18 protein-coding genes are annotated in these 17,843 nt (G+C 68.3%); 4 read left to right on the top strand and 14 right to left on the bottom strand.

What is annotated here, in order from left to right:
- Positions 1 to 89: 89 nt before the first annotated feature.
- The 9 genes from RIN18_RS10760 to RIN18_RS10720 form a co-directional block, all read right to left on the bottom strand.
- The gene (locus RIN18_RS10760) at positions 90 to 875 is read right to left on the bottom strand and encodes an SDR family oxidoreductase (protein ID WP_309103970.1); all 786 of its coding nucleotides are present in this window, start codon (positions 873 to 875) and stop codon (positions 90 to 92) included.
- Positions 872 to 1,543, bottom strand: coding sequence for a GntR family transcriptional regulator (locus tag RIN18_RS10755; RefSeq protein WP_309103969.1), 672 nt, complete (start codon positions 1,541 to 1,543; stop codon positions 872 to 874). The genes RIN18_RS10760 and RIN18_RS10755 overlap by 4 nt, the downstream gene beginning before the upstream one ends.
- A gap of 4 nt (positions 1,544 to 1,547) precedes the next feature.
- Positions 1,548 to 2,354, bottom strand: coding sequence for a hypothetical protein (locus RIN18_RS10750; protein ID WP_309103968.1), 807 nt, complete (start codon positions 2,352 to 2,354; stop codon positions 1,548 to 1,550).
- A gap of 89 nt (positions 2,355 to 2,443) precedes the next feature.
- A complete protein-coding gene (locus RIN18_RS10745) occupies positions 2,444 to 3,949 on the bottom strand; it encodes a sugar porter family MFS transporter (RefSeq protein WP_309103967.1) in 1,506 nt (501 codons plus the stop codon).
- Positions 3,939 to 5,534, bottom strand: coding sequence for an amidohydrolase family protein (locus RIN18_RS10740; RefSeq protein ID WP_309103966.1), 1,596 nt, complete (start codon positions 5,532 to 5,534; stop codon positions 3,939 to 3,941). Before RIN18_RS10740 ends, RIN18_RS10745 begins: the two co-directional genes overlap by 11 nt.
- A 4-nt stretch (positions 5,535 to 5,538) precedes the next feature.
- Positions 5,539 to 6,267: an amino acid ABC transporter ATP-binding protein gene (locus tag RIN18_RS10735; protein WP_309103965.1), complete on the bottom strand. Its 729-nt coding sequence runs from the start codon at positions 6,265 to 6,267 to the stop codon at positions 5,539 to 5,541.
- Positions 6,264 to 6,971, bottom strand: a complete 708-nt coding sequence (locus RIN18_RS10730) for an amino acid ABC transporter permease (RefSeq protein WP_309103964.1) — start codon at positions 6,969 to 6,971, stop codon at positions 6,264 to 6,266. Before RIN18_RS10730 ends, RIN18_RS10735 begins: the two co-directional genes overlap by 4 nt.
- Positions 6,971 to 7,633 carry an amino acid ABC transporter permease gene (locus RIN18_RS10725; RefSeq protein WP_309103963.1) on the bottom strand — a complete coding sequence of 221 codons (663 nt, stop codon included), beginning with the start codon at positions 7,631 to 7,633 and terminating at the stop codon, positions 6,971 to 6,973. The genes RIN18_RS10730 and RIN18_RS10725 overlap by 1 nt, the downstream gene beginning before the upstream one ends.
- Before the next feature lie 52 nt (positions 7,634 to 7,685).
- A complete protein-coding gene (locus RIN18_RS10720; protein ID WP_309103962.1) occupies positions 7,686 to 8,504 on the bottom strand; it encodes a transporter substrate-binding domain-containing protein in 819 nt (272 codons plus the stop codon).
- Between the two features lie 179 nt (positions 8,505 to 8,683).
- Here RIN18_RS10720 and RIN18_RS10715 point away from each other — a divergent pair, with 179 nt between their 5' ends.
- Entirely contained in the window at positions 8,684 to 9,823 is a 1,140-nt protein-coding gene (locus tag RIN18_RS10715) for a mandelate racemase/muconate lactonizing enzyme family protein (RefSeq protein ID WP_309103961.1), read from the top strand.
- 333 nt (positions 9,824 to 10,156) lie between these two features.
- On the opposite strand, the gene dnaB is transcribed toward RIN18_RS10715, so the two are convergent.
- A complete protein-coding gene (gene dnaB, locus RIN18_RS10710) occupies positions 10,157 to 11,530 on the bottom strand; it encodes a replicative DNA helicase (RefSeq protein WP_375163519.1) in 1,374 nt (457 codons plus the stop codon).
- A 517-nt stretch (positions 11,531 to 12,047) separates the two neighbouring features.
- On the opposite strand from dnaB, the gene RIN18_RS10705 reads away from it, so the two are divergent.
- Both RIN18_RS10705 and RIN18_RS10700 read left to right on the top strand, forming a co-directional pair.
- Positions 12,048 to 13,082: a hypothetical protein gene (locus tag RIN18_RS10705; protein WP_309103960.1), complete on the top strand. Its 1,035-nt coding sequence runs from the start codon at positions 12,048 to 12,050 to the stop codon at positions 13,080 to 13,082.
- A gap of 100 nt (positions 13,083 to 13,182) precedes the next feature.
- Positions 13,183 to 13,359, top strand: a complete 177-nt coding sequence (locus RIN18_RS10700) for a hypothetical protein (RefSeq protein ID WP_309103959.1) — start codon at positions 13,183 to 13,185, stop codon at positions 13,357 to 13,359.
- A 151-nt stretch (positions 13,360 to 13,510) separates the two neighbouring features.
- On the opposite strand, the gene RIN18_RS10695 is transcribed toward RIN18_RS10700, so the two are convergent.
- Entirely contained in the window at positions 13,511 to 14,590 is a 1,080-nt protein-coding gene (locus tag RIN18_RS10695; RefSeq protein WP_309103958.1) for a winged helix DNA-binding domain-containing protein, read from the bottom strand.
- A 2-nt stretch (positions 14,591 to 14,592) separates the two neighbouring features.
- The gene (locus tag RIN18_RS10690) at positions 14,593 to 15,897 is read right to left on the bottom strand and encodes an epoxide hydrolase (protein ID WP_309103957.1); all 1,305 of its coding nucleotides are present in this window, start codon (positions 15,895 to 15,897) and stop codon (positions 14,593 to 14,595) included.
- Positions 15,898 to 15,958: 61 nt separating this feature from the next.
- On the opposite strand from RIN18_RS10690, the gene RIN18_RS10685 reads away from it, so the two are divergent.
- Positions 15,959 to 16,930: a transcriptional regulator gene (locus tag RIN18_RS10685; protein WP_309103956.1), complete on the top strand. Its 972-nt coding sequence runs from the start codon at positions 15,959 to 15,961 to the stop codon at positions 16,928 to 16,930.
- Positions 16,931 to 17,110: 180 nt separating this feature from the next.
- Here the strand turns inward: RIN18_RS10685 and rplI are convergent, their stop codons facing one another.
- The gene (gene rplI / locus RIN18_RS10680) at positions 17,111 to 17,563 is read right to left on the bottom strand and encodes a 50S ribosomal protein L9 (protein ID WP_309103955.1); all 453 of its coding nucleotides are present in this window, start codon (positions 17,561 to 17,563) and stop codon (positions 17,111 to 17,113) included.
- Positions 17,564 to 17,574: 11 nt separating this feature from the next.
- A complete protein-coding gene (rpsR, locus tag RIN18_RS10675; protein ID WP_017829850.1) occupies positions 17,575 to 17,829 on the bottom strand; it encodes a 30S ribosomal protein S18 in 255 nt (84 codons plus the stop codon).
- Positions 17,830 to 17,843 lie beyond the last annotated feature (14 nt).

Genomic DNA, 17,843 nt, shown 5'->3' with positions numbered 1-17,843 from the left:
CCCTGCGCTATGCCGTGTCCTCACCGACCGTCAGCCTGCGTTGTCACGACGGCTGGCGATCTCGAGAGGGGCTGGCGTTCCGACGAAGGTCAGAATGAGTTGGCGCTCTTCGCCAGCAGGCCGCCGTCGCACACCAGGTGGCTGCCCGTGACGTACGCGCTCTCCCCGCTCAAGAGCCACAGGACCGCGTCCGCGATCTCCTCCGGGCGCGCCATCCGCCCGAGGGGGATCTGAACCTTCGCGGACTCCTCGAGTTCAGCGCGGCGAGCGAGCAGCGCCTCCCCCGCCAGGCCGAAGTAGAGGATGTCCGTATCTGTGGCCCCCGGGACGACGGCATTGACGCGCACACCGTACGGAGCGGCGTCCAGTGCGGCCGCTCGCACGAACGCCGAGATCCCGCCCTTCGACGCTCCGTAAGCGGTGTTCGCGCCGCCGGCGAAGCCCACGAACGCGGATGGCGACGAGACGCACACCAGCGATCCCTCGGACTTCCGTTCGCGCCAGTAATCCACCGCCGCACGCGAGGTGAGGAAGGTACCGCGGAGGTTCACGGCCATCACGCGGTCCCAGGAGTCAACACGCGCGGACGCGAGCGGTTCGCTCACCTCGATGCCCGCGTTCGCCACGACGCCCCCGATCGCAGGGAGCCGATCGGCGATCTCGCCGAAGGCCGCCTCCACCGCGCGCTCGTCGCTCACGTCGCACATGAGCGGAAGGGAGGATGCCGCGCCTGCGGCGAGGACCGCTGACGCCGTTCCTGCGAGGGCGCGCTCATCGATGTCGAGGAGGGCGACGTGCTTGCCGCGCTTCGCTGCCCCGAGGGCGATGCCCCGACCGATGCCGGACGCAGCGCCGGTGACCACGACCGTGCTCACCGGTCGCCCTCCGGCACCGCCGACGAGAAGTGCGTTCGAATGTGCTCCGTGATCGCCTGCAAGCCGCGGGCGCTATCGCCGCTCTGCAGCGCGCGGATGAGGTCTCGGTGCTGGTCGGCCACAGCGTGAGAGTCGCTGTAGTAGTTCGCGTCGCGGCGGAAATAGGCACGTACGCGGGGCTGTATCGTGCGCCAGATCTGCAGGCAGTGCTGCTGACCGGACAACACCACGATGGCCTCGTGGAAGCGGATGTCGTCGTCGGCGAGGCGGGCCGGATCCCCCGCAGAGGCCGCCGCATCCATGCTGTCGATGATGGCGTTCAGCCCGGCGATGTCCTCGTCGGTCACCACGGACATCGCCTTGTCGAACGCGAAGCGCTCCAGCGCGATGCGAATGGGCACGAGCACGTTCTCGATCTCCTCCTGGGAGACCCCGAGCACCTCGGTTCCGCGGTACGGATAGGAGACGACGAGTCCCTCCTGTTCGAGTTGGCGCAGCGCCTCGCGCACCGGGGCGCGGCTCGTGCCCAGCTGAGCGGCCAGCTCGAGCTCAGTCAGCTTCTGACCCGGTTCCAGGCCGCCAGTGGTGATGGCCTCACGAAGGATCTCGGCGACACGCTCTCGGCGCGAGGCCGCGGGCACGGAAGGCAGGGAGGAGAGAGCGGTCATCATGTCATCGTACCTGCGCGGGCAAGATTGTCGACAAAGTCCATTCGCATCGGAGCGTAGCTTGGAAGGTCTCGCCGGGGCCCAGCCTTTCCACCTCGTCGGCGTCCATCGCATCAGCCACCCCCAGCCCCGCTGCGGTCGACGGCTCCCACGCGAGGGTGTCGGCGCGCGGCAGCTCGGCGGCCGCGTAGTTGTACCAGTACAGCCAGTGCGGAAGTGTTCCCGCCTCGTCGATCAGGCTGACGGTCTGCCACGGGCCGACGACGGACGCGGTAGCTTTAGGGCCGCTGCGGGAGTTGTGCCCCGCGGCGCCGTTCGCCTGCCCCGGAACCGCTGCCATCCACTCCCCGGCGAAGACCGCGTGGCCTGGGGCGAAGCGGTCGCGTGAGAAGCACGGGTGCTCGCCCCAGGTGAACGACCGGACGCCGTCCCCCGCATTCCTCACGGTGCTCGATACCGTGAGCGCGTCGGGCTCGAGATCGAGGGTCCGCATCACCTCAGCGACGCCTCCATCGAGGAACGGTCCCTTGGCGACGCACACCACTCTCGTCGGGGTGCGGTCGACGACCGTCCACCGGACACGGGGCGCCCAGCCGTGCTGCTGCGTGTTCGGGGTGGGGATGCCGGCGTTGGGAAACATCGGGAACCAGCCGCCCACGAGAACATCGTCGTCGAACTGGCGGGCAGACTCCTCGCCGACCAACCCGGAGGGTTCGAGCAGGCGCGGTCGACGCCCGTCCGTCCACAGTATGTTCCCGTCGCCCGGGTCGATCTGCTCGATGAGGCAGCCATGCGCTGGCGCGATCGTCACGCGAGCACCGTCAGCTCGGAGGAGACACGTCAGTGCCGCCGACGGCGGGTTCGCGGCGTCGCCTTCCCTGATCCTGTGCTGTCGTGCGATCACGACGCGCCTTCCGCCCCAGCGCTCGTGCGCATCTCCTCAAGCGATCGCCCATTGGTCTCTCTGACGCCGAAGTACACGATCAGGAACGACAGGGCCGCCATCACTGCGTACAGGGCGTAGCTGCCGGGCAGCGAGATGTCGCGCAGGCTCGGGAACGAGAAGTTCAGCGCCACGCCCGCGAGCCAGTTCGCCGAGGCGCAGACAGACAGAGCGACTCCGCGGATGTGGTTCGGGAACATCTCCCCGAGCAGCACCCAGACGACTGGGCCCCAGGAGACGGCGAATGCTACGACGAAGAGGTTCGCACCGAGCAGGGTGACGGGCCCCCATGCACCCTCGAGCTGGGGTGATCCATCCGCAATGCGTGCCGTTGAGAACCCCACGCTGACCAGGATGAGGCTGAAGAACATGCCGACCGACCCCGCGAGGAGCAGGATCCGTCGTCCGACTCGGTCGATGAGCACGATGGCGGCGATGGTCGCAGCGACGTTGATGAAGGAGCTGAGCACCGACAGGCCGAACGCGGCGGACTCCTCGAAGCCGACCGACTCCCAGAGCGACGTCGAATAGTAGAAGATGACGTCGATGCCGACCAGCGCCTGCAGAGCCGCTACGCCGATGCCGGTCCAGACCACGGGAAGAAGGCCGCGACGTTTGTCCAGCAGATCGCGGAACCGGCCGGCGTCGTTCTGCTGCAGCGTCTCCTCGATCCGATCTGTCAGGATGCGCGCCTCGGTCGGGTCGACGCGTTGGAGGCGGATGAGCACCTGCCGGGCCGCCGTCACCCGCCCGCGAGCGACCAGATGTCGCGGCGACTCCGGGACGACGAGCGCCAGGCCCAGGTAGATCAGCGCGGGGATCACGCCGGCGATGAACATCCAGCGCCATGCAGGCAGCCCGAGGAACAGCTCGGCGTCCGCGCCACCCAGGGCCAGGGCGATCCCGCTGTCGGAGAGCAGCGCCATGAAGATCCCCAGCACGATCGCCATCTGCTGCATCGAGGCCAAGCGCCCGCGGGCATGCGCGGGAGCGATCTCCGAGATGTACAGCGGGCCGAGCACGGTGGCGAACCCGACCGCGATGCCTGTCACAAGCCGCCACGCCGCCAGGTCGACCACCCCGTGGGCCATGCCGCATCCGATCGCTGCGACGAAGAAGACGACCCCCGCCATCATCATCGTGCGGGGCCGCCCGATGCGGTCCGCGATCCAGCCGGCGCCGAGCGCACCCAGCGCCGCGCCGAGCAGCGTGACCGCGACGACCACGCCGAGGCCGACCGCGTCGAGACCGAGGTTGCTCTCGATCGCCGTGACCGCGCCGTTGATCACGGCGGTGTCGAATCCGAAGAGGAATCCGCCGACCGCGGCAGCGACGGCGAATCCTGTCACAGCCGGCGTGAGACGCCCCCTCTCCTCAAGCCCGGTCGGAGCGGCGGGGTGCATCGTGCGGCGGCGACGGGAGGCGGCGAGGCCGGTCGCCGCGGGTGACGATTCAGGTGACATCTGCTCTTTCCAATCGAGTTCCAGGTCGGTGTACGGTGCGGATCCCGTGCTCGACCACCGGCGTGCCGTTCACCCAGACATGGCGAGCGGCTGTGGCGTAGTGCTCAGGCATGACGAATGTGTCGGTCTCCCGGAGCAGCTCCCGGTCCCAGAGGACGAGGTCGGCGAATGCTCCTTCGGCGACGCAGCCCCGATCGCGGAGACCGAAATGCGCCGCGACCGCCGCCGTCATCTTGTGCACGGCGTTCTCGAGGCGCAGGGTTCCCGCGCGTAGCGCGTGGTGGCTCAGGAAGTGCTGGTAGCCGTGAAAGAAGAGCGGGTGCGGCGTCCGCGCACCGAGTACGCCGTCGCGGCGGGAGGTGAAGCCGTCCACGCCGAGCAGGAAGCGGTCGTGGCTCACAGCCTCCGCGACATGGTCGGGCTCGAACAGCGCCCCCATGAACTGCACCGCGCCCAGGTCTCCGCCCGATGCCGCCATGACGTCGAAGTACGCGTCCCACTCGTCCGTTCCGTTGACCGCTGCGATCTCTGGAAACGTCAGCCCCTCCCATTCCGGGGTGGCAGGGCTCACCGCCAGTCGCACCCGGCCCCACTGTCCGCGGTGCACGAACCGCCAGTATCGGTCGGAGTCCTCACGCACGCGCGCCCGGACCTCGGCGCTCCGGAGCGCGTCGGCCGCCGCCTCCTCCCCCTCGGACAGCAGCCAGTCGGGCAGCAGGCCGGCAGCGAGGCCGATGCCTTCCGGATAGGGCGTCATATCCGCCAGGACGTCGACACCGGAACGGCGCTCGCGCTCCAGACGCGCCACCGCTTTCGCCCAGGCGCCCGTCGCGGCCCCCGTGCCGTGCCGCACGTTGAGGTGCGAGAGCTGCGCGCGCAGGTCTCCCGCATGCACGACGCGAAAGAACTCCTCAACGGCCTCCGCCAGCGCCACGTCTCGATTGCGGATATGGCTCGCGTACATCGCCCCGTAGCGGCCAGCCACGCGCGCGAGTGCCTCCAGTTCCGAGGTCTCAGCGTTCCGACCCGCGCCGTATTCCAGGCCGGAACTGAAGCCGATCGCACCCGCCTCCAGCGCCTCATGCAGGTCCCGCTCCATCGTGCCGACCAAGTCGCCCCCGTGGCGTTCCGCAGCTCGGCGCAGGCCGGTGTGACCGACGAACCAGGCGAGGTTCTGAGCGGTGCCTCCTCCGTGCACGACGCTCAGGAGGTCGGCGAACGATCGCCATGGCACCTCGCCTTCGTATCCGAAAGCGGCCAGCGCCCGGCGGGCAGTCTCTTCGTCACCCTCCGCGATCGGCGCATAGGTCACTCCACAGTTCCCCACGACCTCCGTCGTGACTCCTTGGTGTACCGTGCTCAGCGCATCTCGGTTTCCGAGGATCGACCAGTCGCTATGGCTGTGGGGATCGATGAGGCCCGGAGTCAGCAGTAGCCCCGTCGCGTCGATCTCCTCAACCGCCCCGGCTCCGGGATCGCGCCCGACGAACGCGATGCGCGTGCCGACGATCCCGACGTCTGCCGCGAACTCCGGTACGCCCGAACCGTCGATGACACTCGCCCCGCGGATGAGGAGATCGATCACGGTGTCAGAGCACCTTCCCGAGAAAGGCGCGCGCCCGCTCTGTCTGTGCGTTGGAGAGTAGCTCCTTCGGAGTGCCGCTCTCGACGATCCGCCCGTCATCCATGTAGATCACCCGGTCGGCGACCTCGCGCGCGAACCCGATCTCGTGCGTGACGACGACCATCGTCATCCCCTCCGCGGCGAGCCCCTTCATCACCGCGAGCACCTCGCCGACGATCTCGGGGTCCAACGCCGACGTCGGCTCGTCGAAGAGCATCACGCTCGGCTGCATCGCCAACGCGCGAGCGATCGCGACCCGCTGTGCCTGGCCCCCGGAGAGATTCCCGGGGAACGCATCGGCCTTCGCGGCGAGCCCCACCTTCGCCAGGAGTGCGTCCGCCCGTTCGCGGGCCTCGTGAGCGCTCAACCCGAGGACCTTGCGGGGGGCAAGTGTGACGTTCTCCCGCGCCGTGAGGTGCGGGAACAGGTTGAACTGCTGGAACACCATGCCGACGTCGCGACGGATGGCGGCGAGACTCGAGCGCCGTTCCTTCGCGGTGAGCAGATGGCCGTTCACCTCGACGCTGCCGTGACTCGGGGTCTCGAGACCATTCACGCAGCGCAGGAGCGTGCTCTTGCCTGAGCCGGACGCCCCGATGATGCAGACGACCTCGCCTTCAGCGACGTCGCAGGTGATTCCGTGAAGCACTTCGGTGGAGCCGAAGCTGAGTCGCAGGTCGGTGACGGTGATCATTTCGAGTCTCCTCGGGACGGTGTGAGCGCGTCTCTCACCCGGGGCGGGCGCGCGTGAATGGTGAGCCGTCTCTCGTACCGCCGGCCGGCGACCGAGAGGGCGAAGCAGATGACGAAGTAGACCGCGCCGACCACCACGTAGGCGAGGATCGGCTGCCCCGTCTGCGAGGCGACGATGTTGCCGGCGCGGGTGAGCTCGATGAGACCGATCACGGCGACGAGGGAGCTGTCCTTGACCAGCACCACCAGGAACCCGATCCCCGGCGGCACCATGATGCGCGCGGCTTGCGGCATGACCACGTAGCGGAGCTGCTTCGGCCATGACAGCCCAAGAGCCTGGGCCGCCTCGACCTGACCTCCCGGTATCGCCTGGATGCTCCCGCGGACGATCTCGCTGATGTACGCCGACGCGAAGATTGTGAGCGCGAGCACAGCGGCCCAGTAGTCCGGGACGTTGCTTCCCGGCGACATCAGCGGCAGGGCGAAGTAGACGAAGAAGATGATGAGCAGGACCGGGATGCCGCGGATCGCGCCCACCCAGATCGCGCTGAGCCAGCGCAGCGGGGCGAACGGGCTCACTGAGAGGATGCCGGAGATGATGCCGACCACGCCTCCGAGGAGCACGGCGAGGAGGCAGACCTGCAGTGTGACGAACGCCCCCTGCAGGATGAGTAGAAGATCGGGCAGGTCGAAGGACGTGAACATCAGGACACCTTCCAGCGGATGCCGCGCGTCTCGACGAGACGGGATGCTCCCGCGATCAGGAACGCGACGATGAAATACAGCAGTCCGCCGACGACGAACGTCTCGATCGTGCGGAAGGTGCTCGTCGTGATGCCCATCATCACGTGCATCAGCTCGGGTACTGCGACGATCGACGCGATAGACGAGGCGAGGAAGAGCAGGATCACCTGGTTCGTGAGCGAAGGCAGGACGCTCCGCAGGGCGGGCACGAGACGGACGTGGAAGAACGTGGTGCGCCGGGAGAGCCCGAGGGCGTCCGCCGCCTCGATCTGCCCCTTCGGAATCGCCTCGAATCCGGCGCGATAGATCTCGGCGAGGTAGGCGGAGTTGTTCACGCTGAGGGCGATGACGCCGGCCGTGACGGGGTCGAGGTTCACCCCGACCGAGGGGAGGGCGAAGTAGATGAGGTAGAGCTGCAGCAGCAGCGGGGTGTTGCGGATGATCTCGACGTAGGCGGCGCCGATGGAACGCAGGACGGGGTTGCGGGACGCGCGCAGCAGGTAGACGCCGACGCCGAGCGGCGATCCGACCAGCACCGCTGCGAGGGTGATGAGCACGCTGATGCCGAGTCCGGCGAGGAGTTCGGGTGCGTGGGGGATCAGATCCCCGAAGAAGAGTTGCATGAGTTGTCCGTTCCGGCTGCCCCGCCGACGGGCGGGGCAGCCGAGGAGGTCGCTACTTGATGAGCTCGGGGACGTCGGTGCCGAGCCACTCGTTGTACGAATCGTTCGCGGCGTCGCTGATGTTGTAGTTGAGAATGAAGTTGTCGACGTAGTTCAGCCACAGCTGGTCGCCTTGCTTCAGCCCCATGGAGACGACGGAGGGGCTCAGCTGCGGGGCGTCGACGATCATGAACTCGTCACCCGAATCGGCGAGGATCCCCTGAACCACGGAGTTGCTCTCCATGAGTGCATCCACCTTGTTGCTGCGCAGCGCCTGGATCGAGTCGGCGACGGCTTCGAAGAGGCTCGCATTCGCCTCCGGGAACCGGTTCTCGAGGATGGTCGCCGGCACGCTGCCGCGGGTCGCCGCGACCGTGCGTCCTGCCAGTTCGTCGTAGGAGGCGATGTCGCTGCCCGCCGGCACGAGCACGACCTGCCCTTCCGCGGCATACGGTCGCGACATCGCCACCTTCTGCGCGCGCTCGTCCAGGTTCGTGAGCGCGGCGATGACGATATCCACCTTCCCGGTTTCGAGCAGGGGGATGCGGTTGGCGTTCGTCGTCGACACGAACTCGATCTCGGCCCCCAAAGATCCGGCGAGCGCGCGCGCGGCGTCGATGTCGAAGCCCTCGTACTCGCCCGAGCTCTTCATGACACCGTATGGAGGAGCGTCGGCGAAGACGCCGACCACGAGCTTCTTCTCCTCGAGGACCTTCGTGAGGGTGCTCTCTTGCGCTGCCGCCCCCGAGCTCCCGCTCGAGGTGCACGCGGTGAGAGCGAGGACGGTGGTCGCGGCCACCGCAACGCCGGCCAGGATGCGCGTCAACTTCATTGTGATGCCTTTCGGATTGGGGCCTCGGGCGCTGCCATCGTGCACAACGCTGTGAGTCGCTGGTCGCACCGCTGGTGGGTGCGGAACAGACACTACCCACAGATTGCCGTCTTGTCGACAATCGACTATCTTCGATTTCGGAAGGGGCCCCCTTTCCCTCATCACGGTTGGAAGGTCTTATGCGCATCATCCGAATCGACACGTGCGGTCTGCGAGGTGCGACGCCCGAAGGCGGGTGGTCGCACGAACTGCAGCCGGACGACATCGTCCACACCCTCGTCGCGGTCCACACCGACGACGGCACGGTGGGCATCGGCAGCGCATTCACCTCTGAGAGCCTGGTGCGCGGCGCCATCGATCTGCTGTCCCCCCACCTGATCGGCGAGAACCCGCTCGAGGTCGAGCGACTGACGGAAACTCTGCATCAGACGGCGTTTTGGATGGGACGAGGAGGCTCGCTCACGCACGCGACGAGCGCGATCGACATCGCCCTGTGGGACATCGCGGGGCAGGCGTCCTCCCAGCCGGTCGGCCGCCTTCTCGGCGGTCGATACCGGGATCGGGTGCGCCCCTACGCATCGGTGCTGATGGATGAAGCCGGGCCGATGACCAAGAACCTCGAGGAGCTGGTCGAAGCTGGCTTCTCCGCGTTCAAGATCGGCTGGTGGAAGTTCGGTCGGGTGGACGCAGCGACCGACGAAGCCACGGTAGCCGCGGCGAGGGCCGCAGTCGGCGACCGTCTGCTCGCCGTCGACGCCGGCGGCTCGGAGGCCTTCTTCCCCGGCGACCGCGCATGGGCGAAGCGGACCGCTCGGATGCTCGCCGACTACGATGTCGCCTGGTTCGAAGAGGCACTCGCCCCCGACGACGTCGACGGACTCGCAGAGCTCCGCTCGTCGTCTCCCGTGCGCATCTCCGGCGGCGAGGTGCTGACGAGACGCCAGAGCTTTCAGCCCTACCTCGACCGGCACGCGTTCGACATCGTGCAGCCCGACACCACGAAGGGCGGAGGTCTGAGCGAGTCGCGTCGAATCGGGTGGGCGGCTCAAGACCGCGGCATCCGGCTGATCCCGCATGGCTGGAACACCGGTGTCGGGCTCGCGGCAGACCTGCAGCTAGCTTCGGCTCTCTCCTCGACCGACCTGGTCGAGTACAAGACCGGCTCGGCCTACGTCGACGATCTGATCAAAGGCGGGTGGTCGCTGGACGACGAGGGGTTCCTCGACATCCCTGACACCCCAGGGCTCAGTGTGATCCTCGATGAGGAGGCACTTGCGCGCTACGGCACCCGCCCCGATTTCGCCACACCAACGGCCTGACGTCACCCTGACGACGTCGGGCACCGCCGAAATGCTGTCGCGCCTCATCGCGGGAGCATCGACCGAGAAGAACATCGACCGTCGACCGCACGCCGGGATCTGACTTCCAGCCACCGACCACCAACACGTCTCTGAGAACCCTGCAGCAGCTCTGCTGGAGGGACTGCTCGCGCAGGAGAACGACGTGCTGGGTCGATGGCGCCCACCCGGAGCCTCTCGGTCGCTTGCGTCAGCACTGCCAAGTCACAGTGATCTTGCCAAGCTCGAGCGAAACTTCTCGGTCCCGAGGGCTCATCGGCGGAGGTTCGCGCCCCAGTTCCTACGGCGCGACACTCAGACGAAGTCGCCGCCCGGCGCCATGTCGCGGAAGCGGGAGTAGTGGCCCTGGAACGCCACCGTCAGCGTCGCCGTCGGTCCGTTACGGTGCTTGGCCACGATGAGGTCGGCCTCGCCGGGGCGCACGTCCTTGTCGTACACCGAGTCGCGGTGCAGCAGGATCACCATGTCGGCATCCTGCTCGATCGAGCCGGACTCGCGCAGGTCGCTGATCGCGGGCTTCTTGTCGGTGCGCTGCTCGGGTCCTCGGTTCAGCTGCGACAGCGCGATCACGGGAACCTGCAGCTCCTTCGCGAGCAGCTTCAGGGCACGGGAGAACTCCGAGACTTCCTGCTGACGCGACTCGACGCGCTTGCCGCTGGTCATCAGCTGCAGGTAGTCGATGATGACCATCCGCAGACCCGCACGCTGCTTGAGCCGACGGCACTTCGCGCGGATCTCAACGAGCGTCATGTTCGGGCTGTCGTCGATGTAGAGCGGCGCATCGTTGATTCGGCCGCGGGTCGAGGCGACGGTCGTCCAATCGCGCGGGTCGAGCGTGCCCTTTCGCATGTTCTGCAGCGGGATCGCGCCCTCGGCGCTGAGGAGCCTCATCGCGATCTCGCTCTTTCCCATCTCGAGCGAGAAGAAGATCGACGGGAAGTCGTGTCCGATGGATGCCGCACGGGCGAAGTCGAGGGCGAGCGTCGACTTTCCCATCGCGGGTCGCGCAGCGACGACGATCATCTGACCGCCGTGCAGGCCGTTGGTGAGTTCGTCGAGCTCTTTGAAGCCGGTGGGGATGCCGGTCATCGACCCGTCGCGGCCGTTCGCCGCCTCGATCTCCTCGACGGCGGCATCCACGGCCACGGTGAGCGGAACGTAGTCCTCAGCCGTCTCGGATCCGGTGACGGAGTAGATCTCGGCCTGCGCGTTGTTGACGATGTCCGTCGCGTCGCCCTGGCCGTCGTAGCCGAGCTGCACGATGCGGGTTCCGGCATCCACCAGGCGACGCAGGATCGCCCGCTCCGAGACGATGCCCGCGTAGTACCCGGCGTTGGCCGCCGTCGGGACGATCGAGGTGAGGGTGTGAAGGTAGTCGGCGCCACCGGCTCGCCCGAGCTCACCCGTCTTGATCAGCTCGTCGGTGACGGCGACGACGTCCGTCGGCTCGCCGTGCGAGTACAGCGACAGGATCGCCTCGAAGATGAGCTCGTGCTTAGGGATGTAGAAATCAGCACCTTTGAGGGTCTCGATCACATCGGCGACGGCATCCTTCGACAGCAGCATGCCACCGAGCGCGCTCTGCTCGGCCAGGAGGTCGTGCGGTGGTACGCGCTCGGGCGGACGCTTGCCACCGAGGCGCTCCTCCGAGATGTCCGCGATCGACACACTGCTCCCTTCAATGCGACCCGTTGCTGTCAGTCCCGACTCGAGCTACCGCGGTGCATGTGCGGCGGATCGGCCGGCATGCACACAGCGAAGCAGGTGCCCCTGACATTCGGTCGCTCGACCACGCTAGGAGCGGCGCAATCCACATGCAACAGCGCCTGTGGATAACCATGTGGAAACCGTGCGGACAAAGTCGGAGTGTCTGTGCAGAACGGCTGTGCATAACTCCGTGGACGGAATCCGGAGTGAACCCATATTCACCTCCGCAACTGGGCTTTCTTGTTCCCCCAGCCTGTGGATGAGAATCTCCTTCAATCCTTGATTGAAGGTTTCGCGCTGCGAGGGGGGATGTGCAGAACCTGGGGAAAGTCAAGCGCGAATCGTCTCGGGCGCGTCCGGGTGTCGCCGGACGTGCGTGAGCACGAGAACCGCTGGACAGCGACCCCCACGAGGAGTATCGTCGGCCCGTCGGCGCAACGCGCGTCGGCAGCGTTTTCCTTCAGAGGGGGAGGTGAACGTGACCGCTCAGGCCACCCGGCACCGGCTACGCACCGGCGTCCTCTGGGGTGGCTTCGGCGTGCTCGCGTGGACGGTGCTGACGCTCTTCGCCGGCGGCGATGCGGCGCACGCGGAGGAGTCCGACGAGAATCCCCTCGGCCAACTCGTGTCCCACGTGACCCAGACGGTCACCACTCCGGTCGCCGCGGTCGTCACCGATGTCGTCGCCCCGGTCGTCACGTCGGCTGTGGCCCCGCTGCAGCAGGCGGCACCGGCAGCGGCGTCAGCGGTGACCGAGACAGTCCAACAGGTCCCGGTCGTGGGCCCTGCCGCGGCACCGGTCGTGCAGACGGCCGTCTCCGCGGTCGAGAACGTCACTGCTCCCGTGACCGGTCTGCTGCAGAACGGGCCGGTGACCCAGATCGCCACGCCCGTTCTGGATGCCGTCGTCGGCGTTCCCGTCGTCGGCGACCTGATCGACGACCTCGGCGTCCCCGGCGTCCTCGATGAGACCCTCGGCCTCGCCGACGAGGTCGTCGGTGTCGTGGGCGGAGTGGTCGGCGACACCGTCTCACCGGTTCTCGACGCCATCGACCCCTCGACCCCTGCAACTCCCGGTTCGCCGACTCCGTCACCCGGTCCTGCGACCGATCCGGGTGACGGCCCCGGCGTGGGCGCCACCGAGTCGCCCCTGCCCGGTCAACCGGCAGCATCCGACGACCGAACGGCGAACTCAGCCGACATCGCGCGTGCGGCCGCGGCCGACTCCCCGCGAGCGACCGCCGCACTCACGACCTCACGAGCAGCAGGCGCCGTCGGTGCGATGGCCGCTGCGCCCGACGCTGCCGCCCCCGTCGAGCACCCCGGCCATGGTCCTGCCGGGTCCGCCGCCACCCAGTCTTCCTCGCCGTCCGGCTCCGGTGGGGGCGCCTCCGCCGCTCGCGTCACCGACGGCGGCATCCCTTCCCGGTACGCCTCGGCCGTGGCCTCCCGCGTCACCACCGAGTCTCTGCCACCCTCGCCCCTCGCCGACACCGACGTCTCCCCTGACTGACTGACCGTCGCGCCGCTCGTCTCGAGCGGCAGATGCAGCGCTGCGCGCTTCCGCGCCCGCGCACCCTTCCAGACACCCAGTCGGTCAGGAGACTCATGTCGTGCACCCCTCTGCGGCGCACCCGCTCACGTTCGACGGTCGATGCCGTCGGCTCATCGCGCCTTCTCGGCGCCTCGAGCGACTCCGTCCTGCCCCCACGCCCTACGGCGTGATCAAGCTCCGGCAGGGCGGCGTCCTCGGGGGAGGAGAAGCCGCCCTGTCGGCGCGCACTGTGTGAGCGGCTGACGCGTCCACGACGCCTTCGAGCGCGTGGTCGTCGTCAGTTCTCATGCAATGCGCGAACAGCGGATGCCCCGGGGCACAGCCTCGGGGCATCCGTCGTGTCTTGGGAGGCAACGGGCGGCGGCGAGACTACCCGGCCCTCCCGCTCACATGTGGAGGGAGACCTCCGGTGCGTCCAGGAATCCGGCCAGCCGCTTCCCCTCTACCAGGAGCGCACCCGCCGTCGCATCCTCGACGGGGGCGTACGGCTCGATGCGCATCACCCCTTCCCGCACACGCCAGATCCCCCGAAGACAGCCGTCGACGAGGAAGGTGCCCTCCCGGGCTCCGAAGCCCGGTGGCAGCGGCACGCGTCGGGGGCCGTCGATGATCCGTCGGCGATCCCGGTGCGAGAAGAGCGTGTTGTCGTATTCGGGCAGGAAGCGTGGCGGCGCCGGAGTCTCGGGGTCGGGGCGGGGCGCGTCCGGAAGGTCGTACAGAACGTCGCCATGTTGCGACACGAACACCTCGAGCTTCCCGGACAGACGCTCGAACACCTCGCGGAGCCCCGTCAACCCCGACCAGGTCTGCGCGTCGTTGACGCTCGCGGGTCCGAATGCCGCGAGGTAGCGCAGGACGACCTCGTCGATGGACGGCTCAGCCTCGAGCGGCCGGCCGACCCAGGCATCCAGCAGTGCGAGCTGCGCCGCACCCTGCGGCTTTCCCCACACCCCTCTCGGCGTCGGCTGCACGGTCGGCAGCAGATAGCTCACCGCGTACGCCATCGCGTCGTGGTCGAGCTCGGGCCAGCTCTCGCGGAACAGCGTGCGCAGCTCCGCACGAGTGCGAGGCGCCGCTGCCAGCAGTTCTCGGCCGAGTGCGAGCGCCCTGTTCTCCTCGTCGGCCGACAGACGCTTCGTGAACCCTCCTCGGAAGCCGCGCTCGATGGCGGGTTCGGTCAGCGGTCGCAGCAGCAGGGCGTCCTCTGCCGTCACCAGGTGAACGGTGCCGCGCATGAGGGTCGCCCGCACCAGCCGACGTTCCTCGAGCGCCTGTGCGAGAGCGTCCGGCTCGAAGCCGTCGAGCCGCGACCACAACCCCACGTACGGCGCCAAGGGAGCCTGGCCCTGCATTCCGGCCAGCAGACGGACGGTGTCGACGACGTCGTGCGCGCCACGCTCGAGGAGCAGCTGCCGGGCGAGCAGCGCTCGGTTCAGCGCCCGATCCGTGAGCTGCGGCGCTCCCATGATCAGCGACGCCCGTCGAAGAATCGCCGCATGTCGGCGACGAGGAGCTCGGGCGCCTCCATGGCAGGGAAGTGGCCGCCGGAGTCGTGTTCGGTCCAGGACTCGAAAGCGGACGCCGGGTCGACGACCGATCGCACCGACAGGTCGGCGGCGAAGATCGACGCGGCGGCAGGCGGGGCGGGGGGTGCCTCCCAGCCGCCGCCAGCACCGTCCCACGCACCGGCGGCGGCGTCCGAAGCGGCGGTGTCGGAGCCACCGGCCGCGGCGTCCGACGCGCCGACGTCACTGCCCATGTCCCACTCGCCGGCACCGGCGTCACCGGACGCACCCGCCCCCGACGCGAACTGCCGGTACACCTGCATCCCCTCGTACAGGGCGTGTGCGGACGACCAGCCGGACTGCGTGAACCAGTACAGGCTCACCGTGGTCAGCAGGCGATCGATGTCGACGGCATCCTCCGGGAGGGCGGCGGCCGGGTCGCTCCATTCCTTGAACTTCTCGGCGATCCAGGCGAGCTGCGCCACCGGAGAGTCGGTGAGGCCGTAGGCGATCGTCTGCGGCCGAGTCGCCTGGATGTGCAGATACCCGGCGCCGTCCTCGCGGAACGCGTTGAAGCGAGCAGCCCGCTCCTGTTCCTCGGCCGGGAGGTCGTCTGTGGCGATCGAAGGTCCCAGCGGGAAGGGGCTCGGACCGTTGACGTGCGTGGCGATGATCCTGCCCGGCGCCACCATCGGCAGCATGGCGACGACGCCGGATCCGACGTCGGTGCCCTGAGCGAGGAACCGCTCGTAGCCGAGTCGCTGCATCACCTCGGCCATGGCTCCCGCGACACGGAAGAGGTCGCCCCACCCGGCATCCGCGAGCGGTGAGAACCCGAACCCGGGCATCGACGGGATCACGACGTCCATCGCATCCTCCTCGCGTCCGCCGTGGCTCACGGGGTCGGTGAGCGGTCCGATGACATCGACGAACTCGACGAAGGAGCTCGGCCACCCGTGCAGCAGCAGCAGCGGCCGCGCCCCGGGCACGGTCGACCGGACGTGCACGAAGTGGATCTGCTGACCGTCGACATCGGTGACGAACTGCGGCAGCCGGTTCAGCTGCGCCTCGTGTGCTCGCCAGTCGAAGCCGTCGCGCCAGTATTCGGCGAGCGGGCGGAGGTAGGAGGTGGGGATGCCGCGTTCCCACCCGCTGGTCGGCAGATCACGAGGCCACCGGGCGTCGGTGATCCGACGGCGAAGGTCGTCGACGTCGCTCTCGGCGATGTCGATGCGGAAGGTGCGGATGCTGTTCGGTGTGTGCGTCATGTGACCACCGTAAAGACGATTGCGGAAGGTTCACTTCCGCGATGAGGAATACGATGAACTCATGTTGAAAACCTCTGAGCGCCTGCTGCAGATTCTCTCTCTGCTGCAGGTGCGGCCGTTCTGGACCGGTCGGGCCCTGGCCGAGAGGCTCGAGGTCTCGACCAGGACCATCCGCGCCGACATCGAGCGGCTCCGGGCACTGGGCTACCCGATTCAGAGCACGCCGGGTGTCGCCGGCGGCTATCAGCTCGGCGCTGGCGCGGCCCTTCCTCCCCTTCTCCTCGAAGACGACGAGGCCATCGCGGTGGCGCTCGGGCTGAGTACCGCGGCCGCCGACGGTTCCATCGCCGACCTCGAGGAAGCATCCCTCCGGGCTCTCGCGAAGATGTACCAGGTGCTGCCCTCGCACCTGCGACACCGCATCACCACTCTGCAGTCGACGGTGGTCCCAGTGCCCGCACACGGTCCGGCCGTGGACCCCGGCGTGCTCCTCGCCCTCGCCTCGGCCTGCCGCGATGCCGTACAGCTGCGGTTCGACTATCGCACTCATTCCGATGCCGAATCGCGCCGGATCGTGGAGCCCTATCGGCTCGCTCTTCGGGCCGGACGCTGGTACCTGCTGGCCTTCGATCTGGAGCGCGACGACTGGCGGACGTTCCGCGTCGACCGGCTGACTCCTCGGCTGCCCACCGGCCGGCGGTTCACGCCACGGGAGCTGCCCGCCGAGGGCGCGGCCGACCACGTCGATCGCGGGGTCGCCTCCGCGCCCTGGGAGTATCGCGCGACCGTGGTCATCCATGCGCCGGCCGCAGTGGTCTCGCAACGCCTGCCGAGGGCCGCGGGAGTCGTGACCGTCAGAGACGCGGACTCGTGCGTGCTGGAGAGCGGCTCCGATGATCCGGCGGCCCTGTTGCGGCATCTCAGCATGCTCGACCTCGACTTCTCCGTCGCCGACACCCCGGTGCTGGCCGCGGAGGCGCGGCGGCTCGCCGATCGCTTCGCCCGCGCGGCCGGGTCGACCGGGAGCGGCTGACGCGGCATCCGATCGCGGCCCGCGCCGCCACCTTCTGCGGTGAATCTCACCTTCTGCGGCCAATGTCGGCCGCAAAAGGCCGCAGAACCTGGAATTTACCGCTGATCGTGGGTCGACAGCGCGCCTGAACGCCGAACGCCCCCTGTCCCGAAGGACAGAGGGCGTTCGAACCGGTGTCGCCTACTTGGCGGCGACGACCTGCAGAGTGATCACGGCGGTCACGTCGTCGTGCAGACGAACCGTGGCCTCGTGGTCGCCGACCTGCTTGATCGGGGCGGTGATGTGCACCTTGCGCTTGTCGATCGAGCCGAGGCCCGCGGCAGCGACTGCATCCGCGACGTGCTCGGTCTTGACCGAACCGAAAAGGCGTCCCTCGGAGCCCGCCTTGACGGCCAGGCGCACCTTGGTGCCCTCGAGTGCGTTCTTCAGCGAGACTGCCTCGTCGCGATCGTGGATGGCGCGTGCCTGACGCGCGGCCTGGATCGATGCGACCTGCTTTTCGCCACCGCGGGTCCACGCCGTGGCGTACCCCTGCGGGATGAGGTAGTTGCGGGCGTACCCGTTCTTGACCTCGATCACGTCTCCGGCGCTACCCAGCCCGGCGACTTCGTTCGTGAGAATCAGCTTTGCCATCTCGATACCCCTTACCGGCCGGCGCCAGCGTAGGGCAGGAGAGCCATCTCGCGCGCGTTCTTGATCGCCGTGGCGATCAGACGCTGCTCCTGCACCGACACACCGGTGATACGACGGGCGCGGATCTTGCCGCGTTCCGAGACGAACTTGCGGAGGGTGGCGACATCCTTGTAATCGATGACTCCGACCCGGATCGACTTCGCGGGAGCGGTGGGCTTGCCACCCTTCCGCGGCTTGCGGCGGTCGCCGCTCGACTTTCCAGCCATTGTTCTTCCTTAGT

The organism is Microbacterium sp., assembly GCF_031179285.1.
GTDB lineage: Bacteria > Actinomycetota > Actinomycetes > Actinomycetales > Microbacteriaceae > Microbacterium.
The sequence above is the reverse complement of the archived record's forward strand: the minus strand, read 5'-3'. Positions and strand labels throughout refer to the sequence as shown.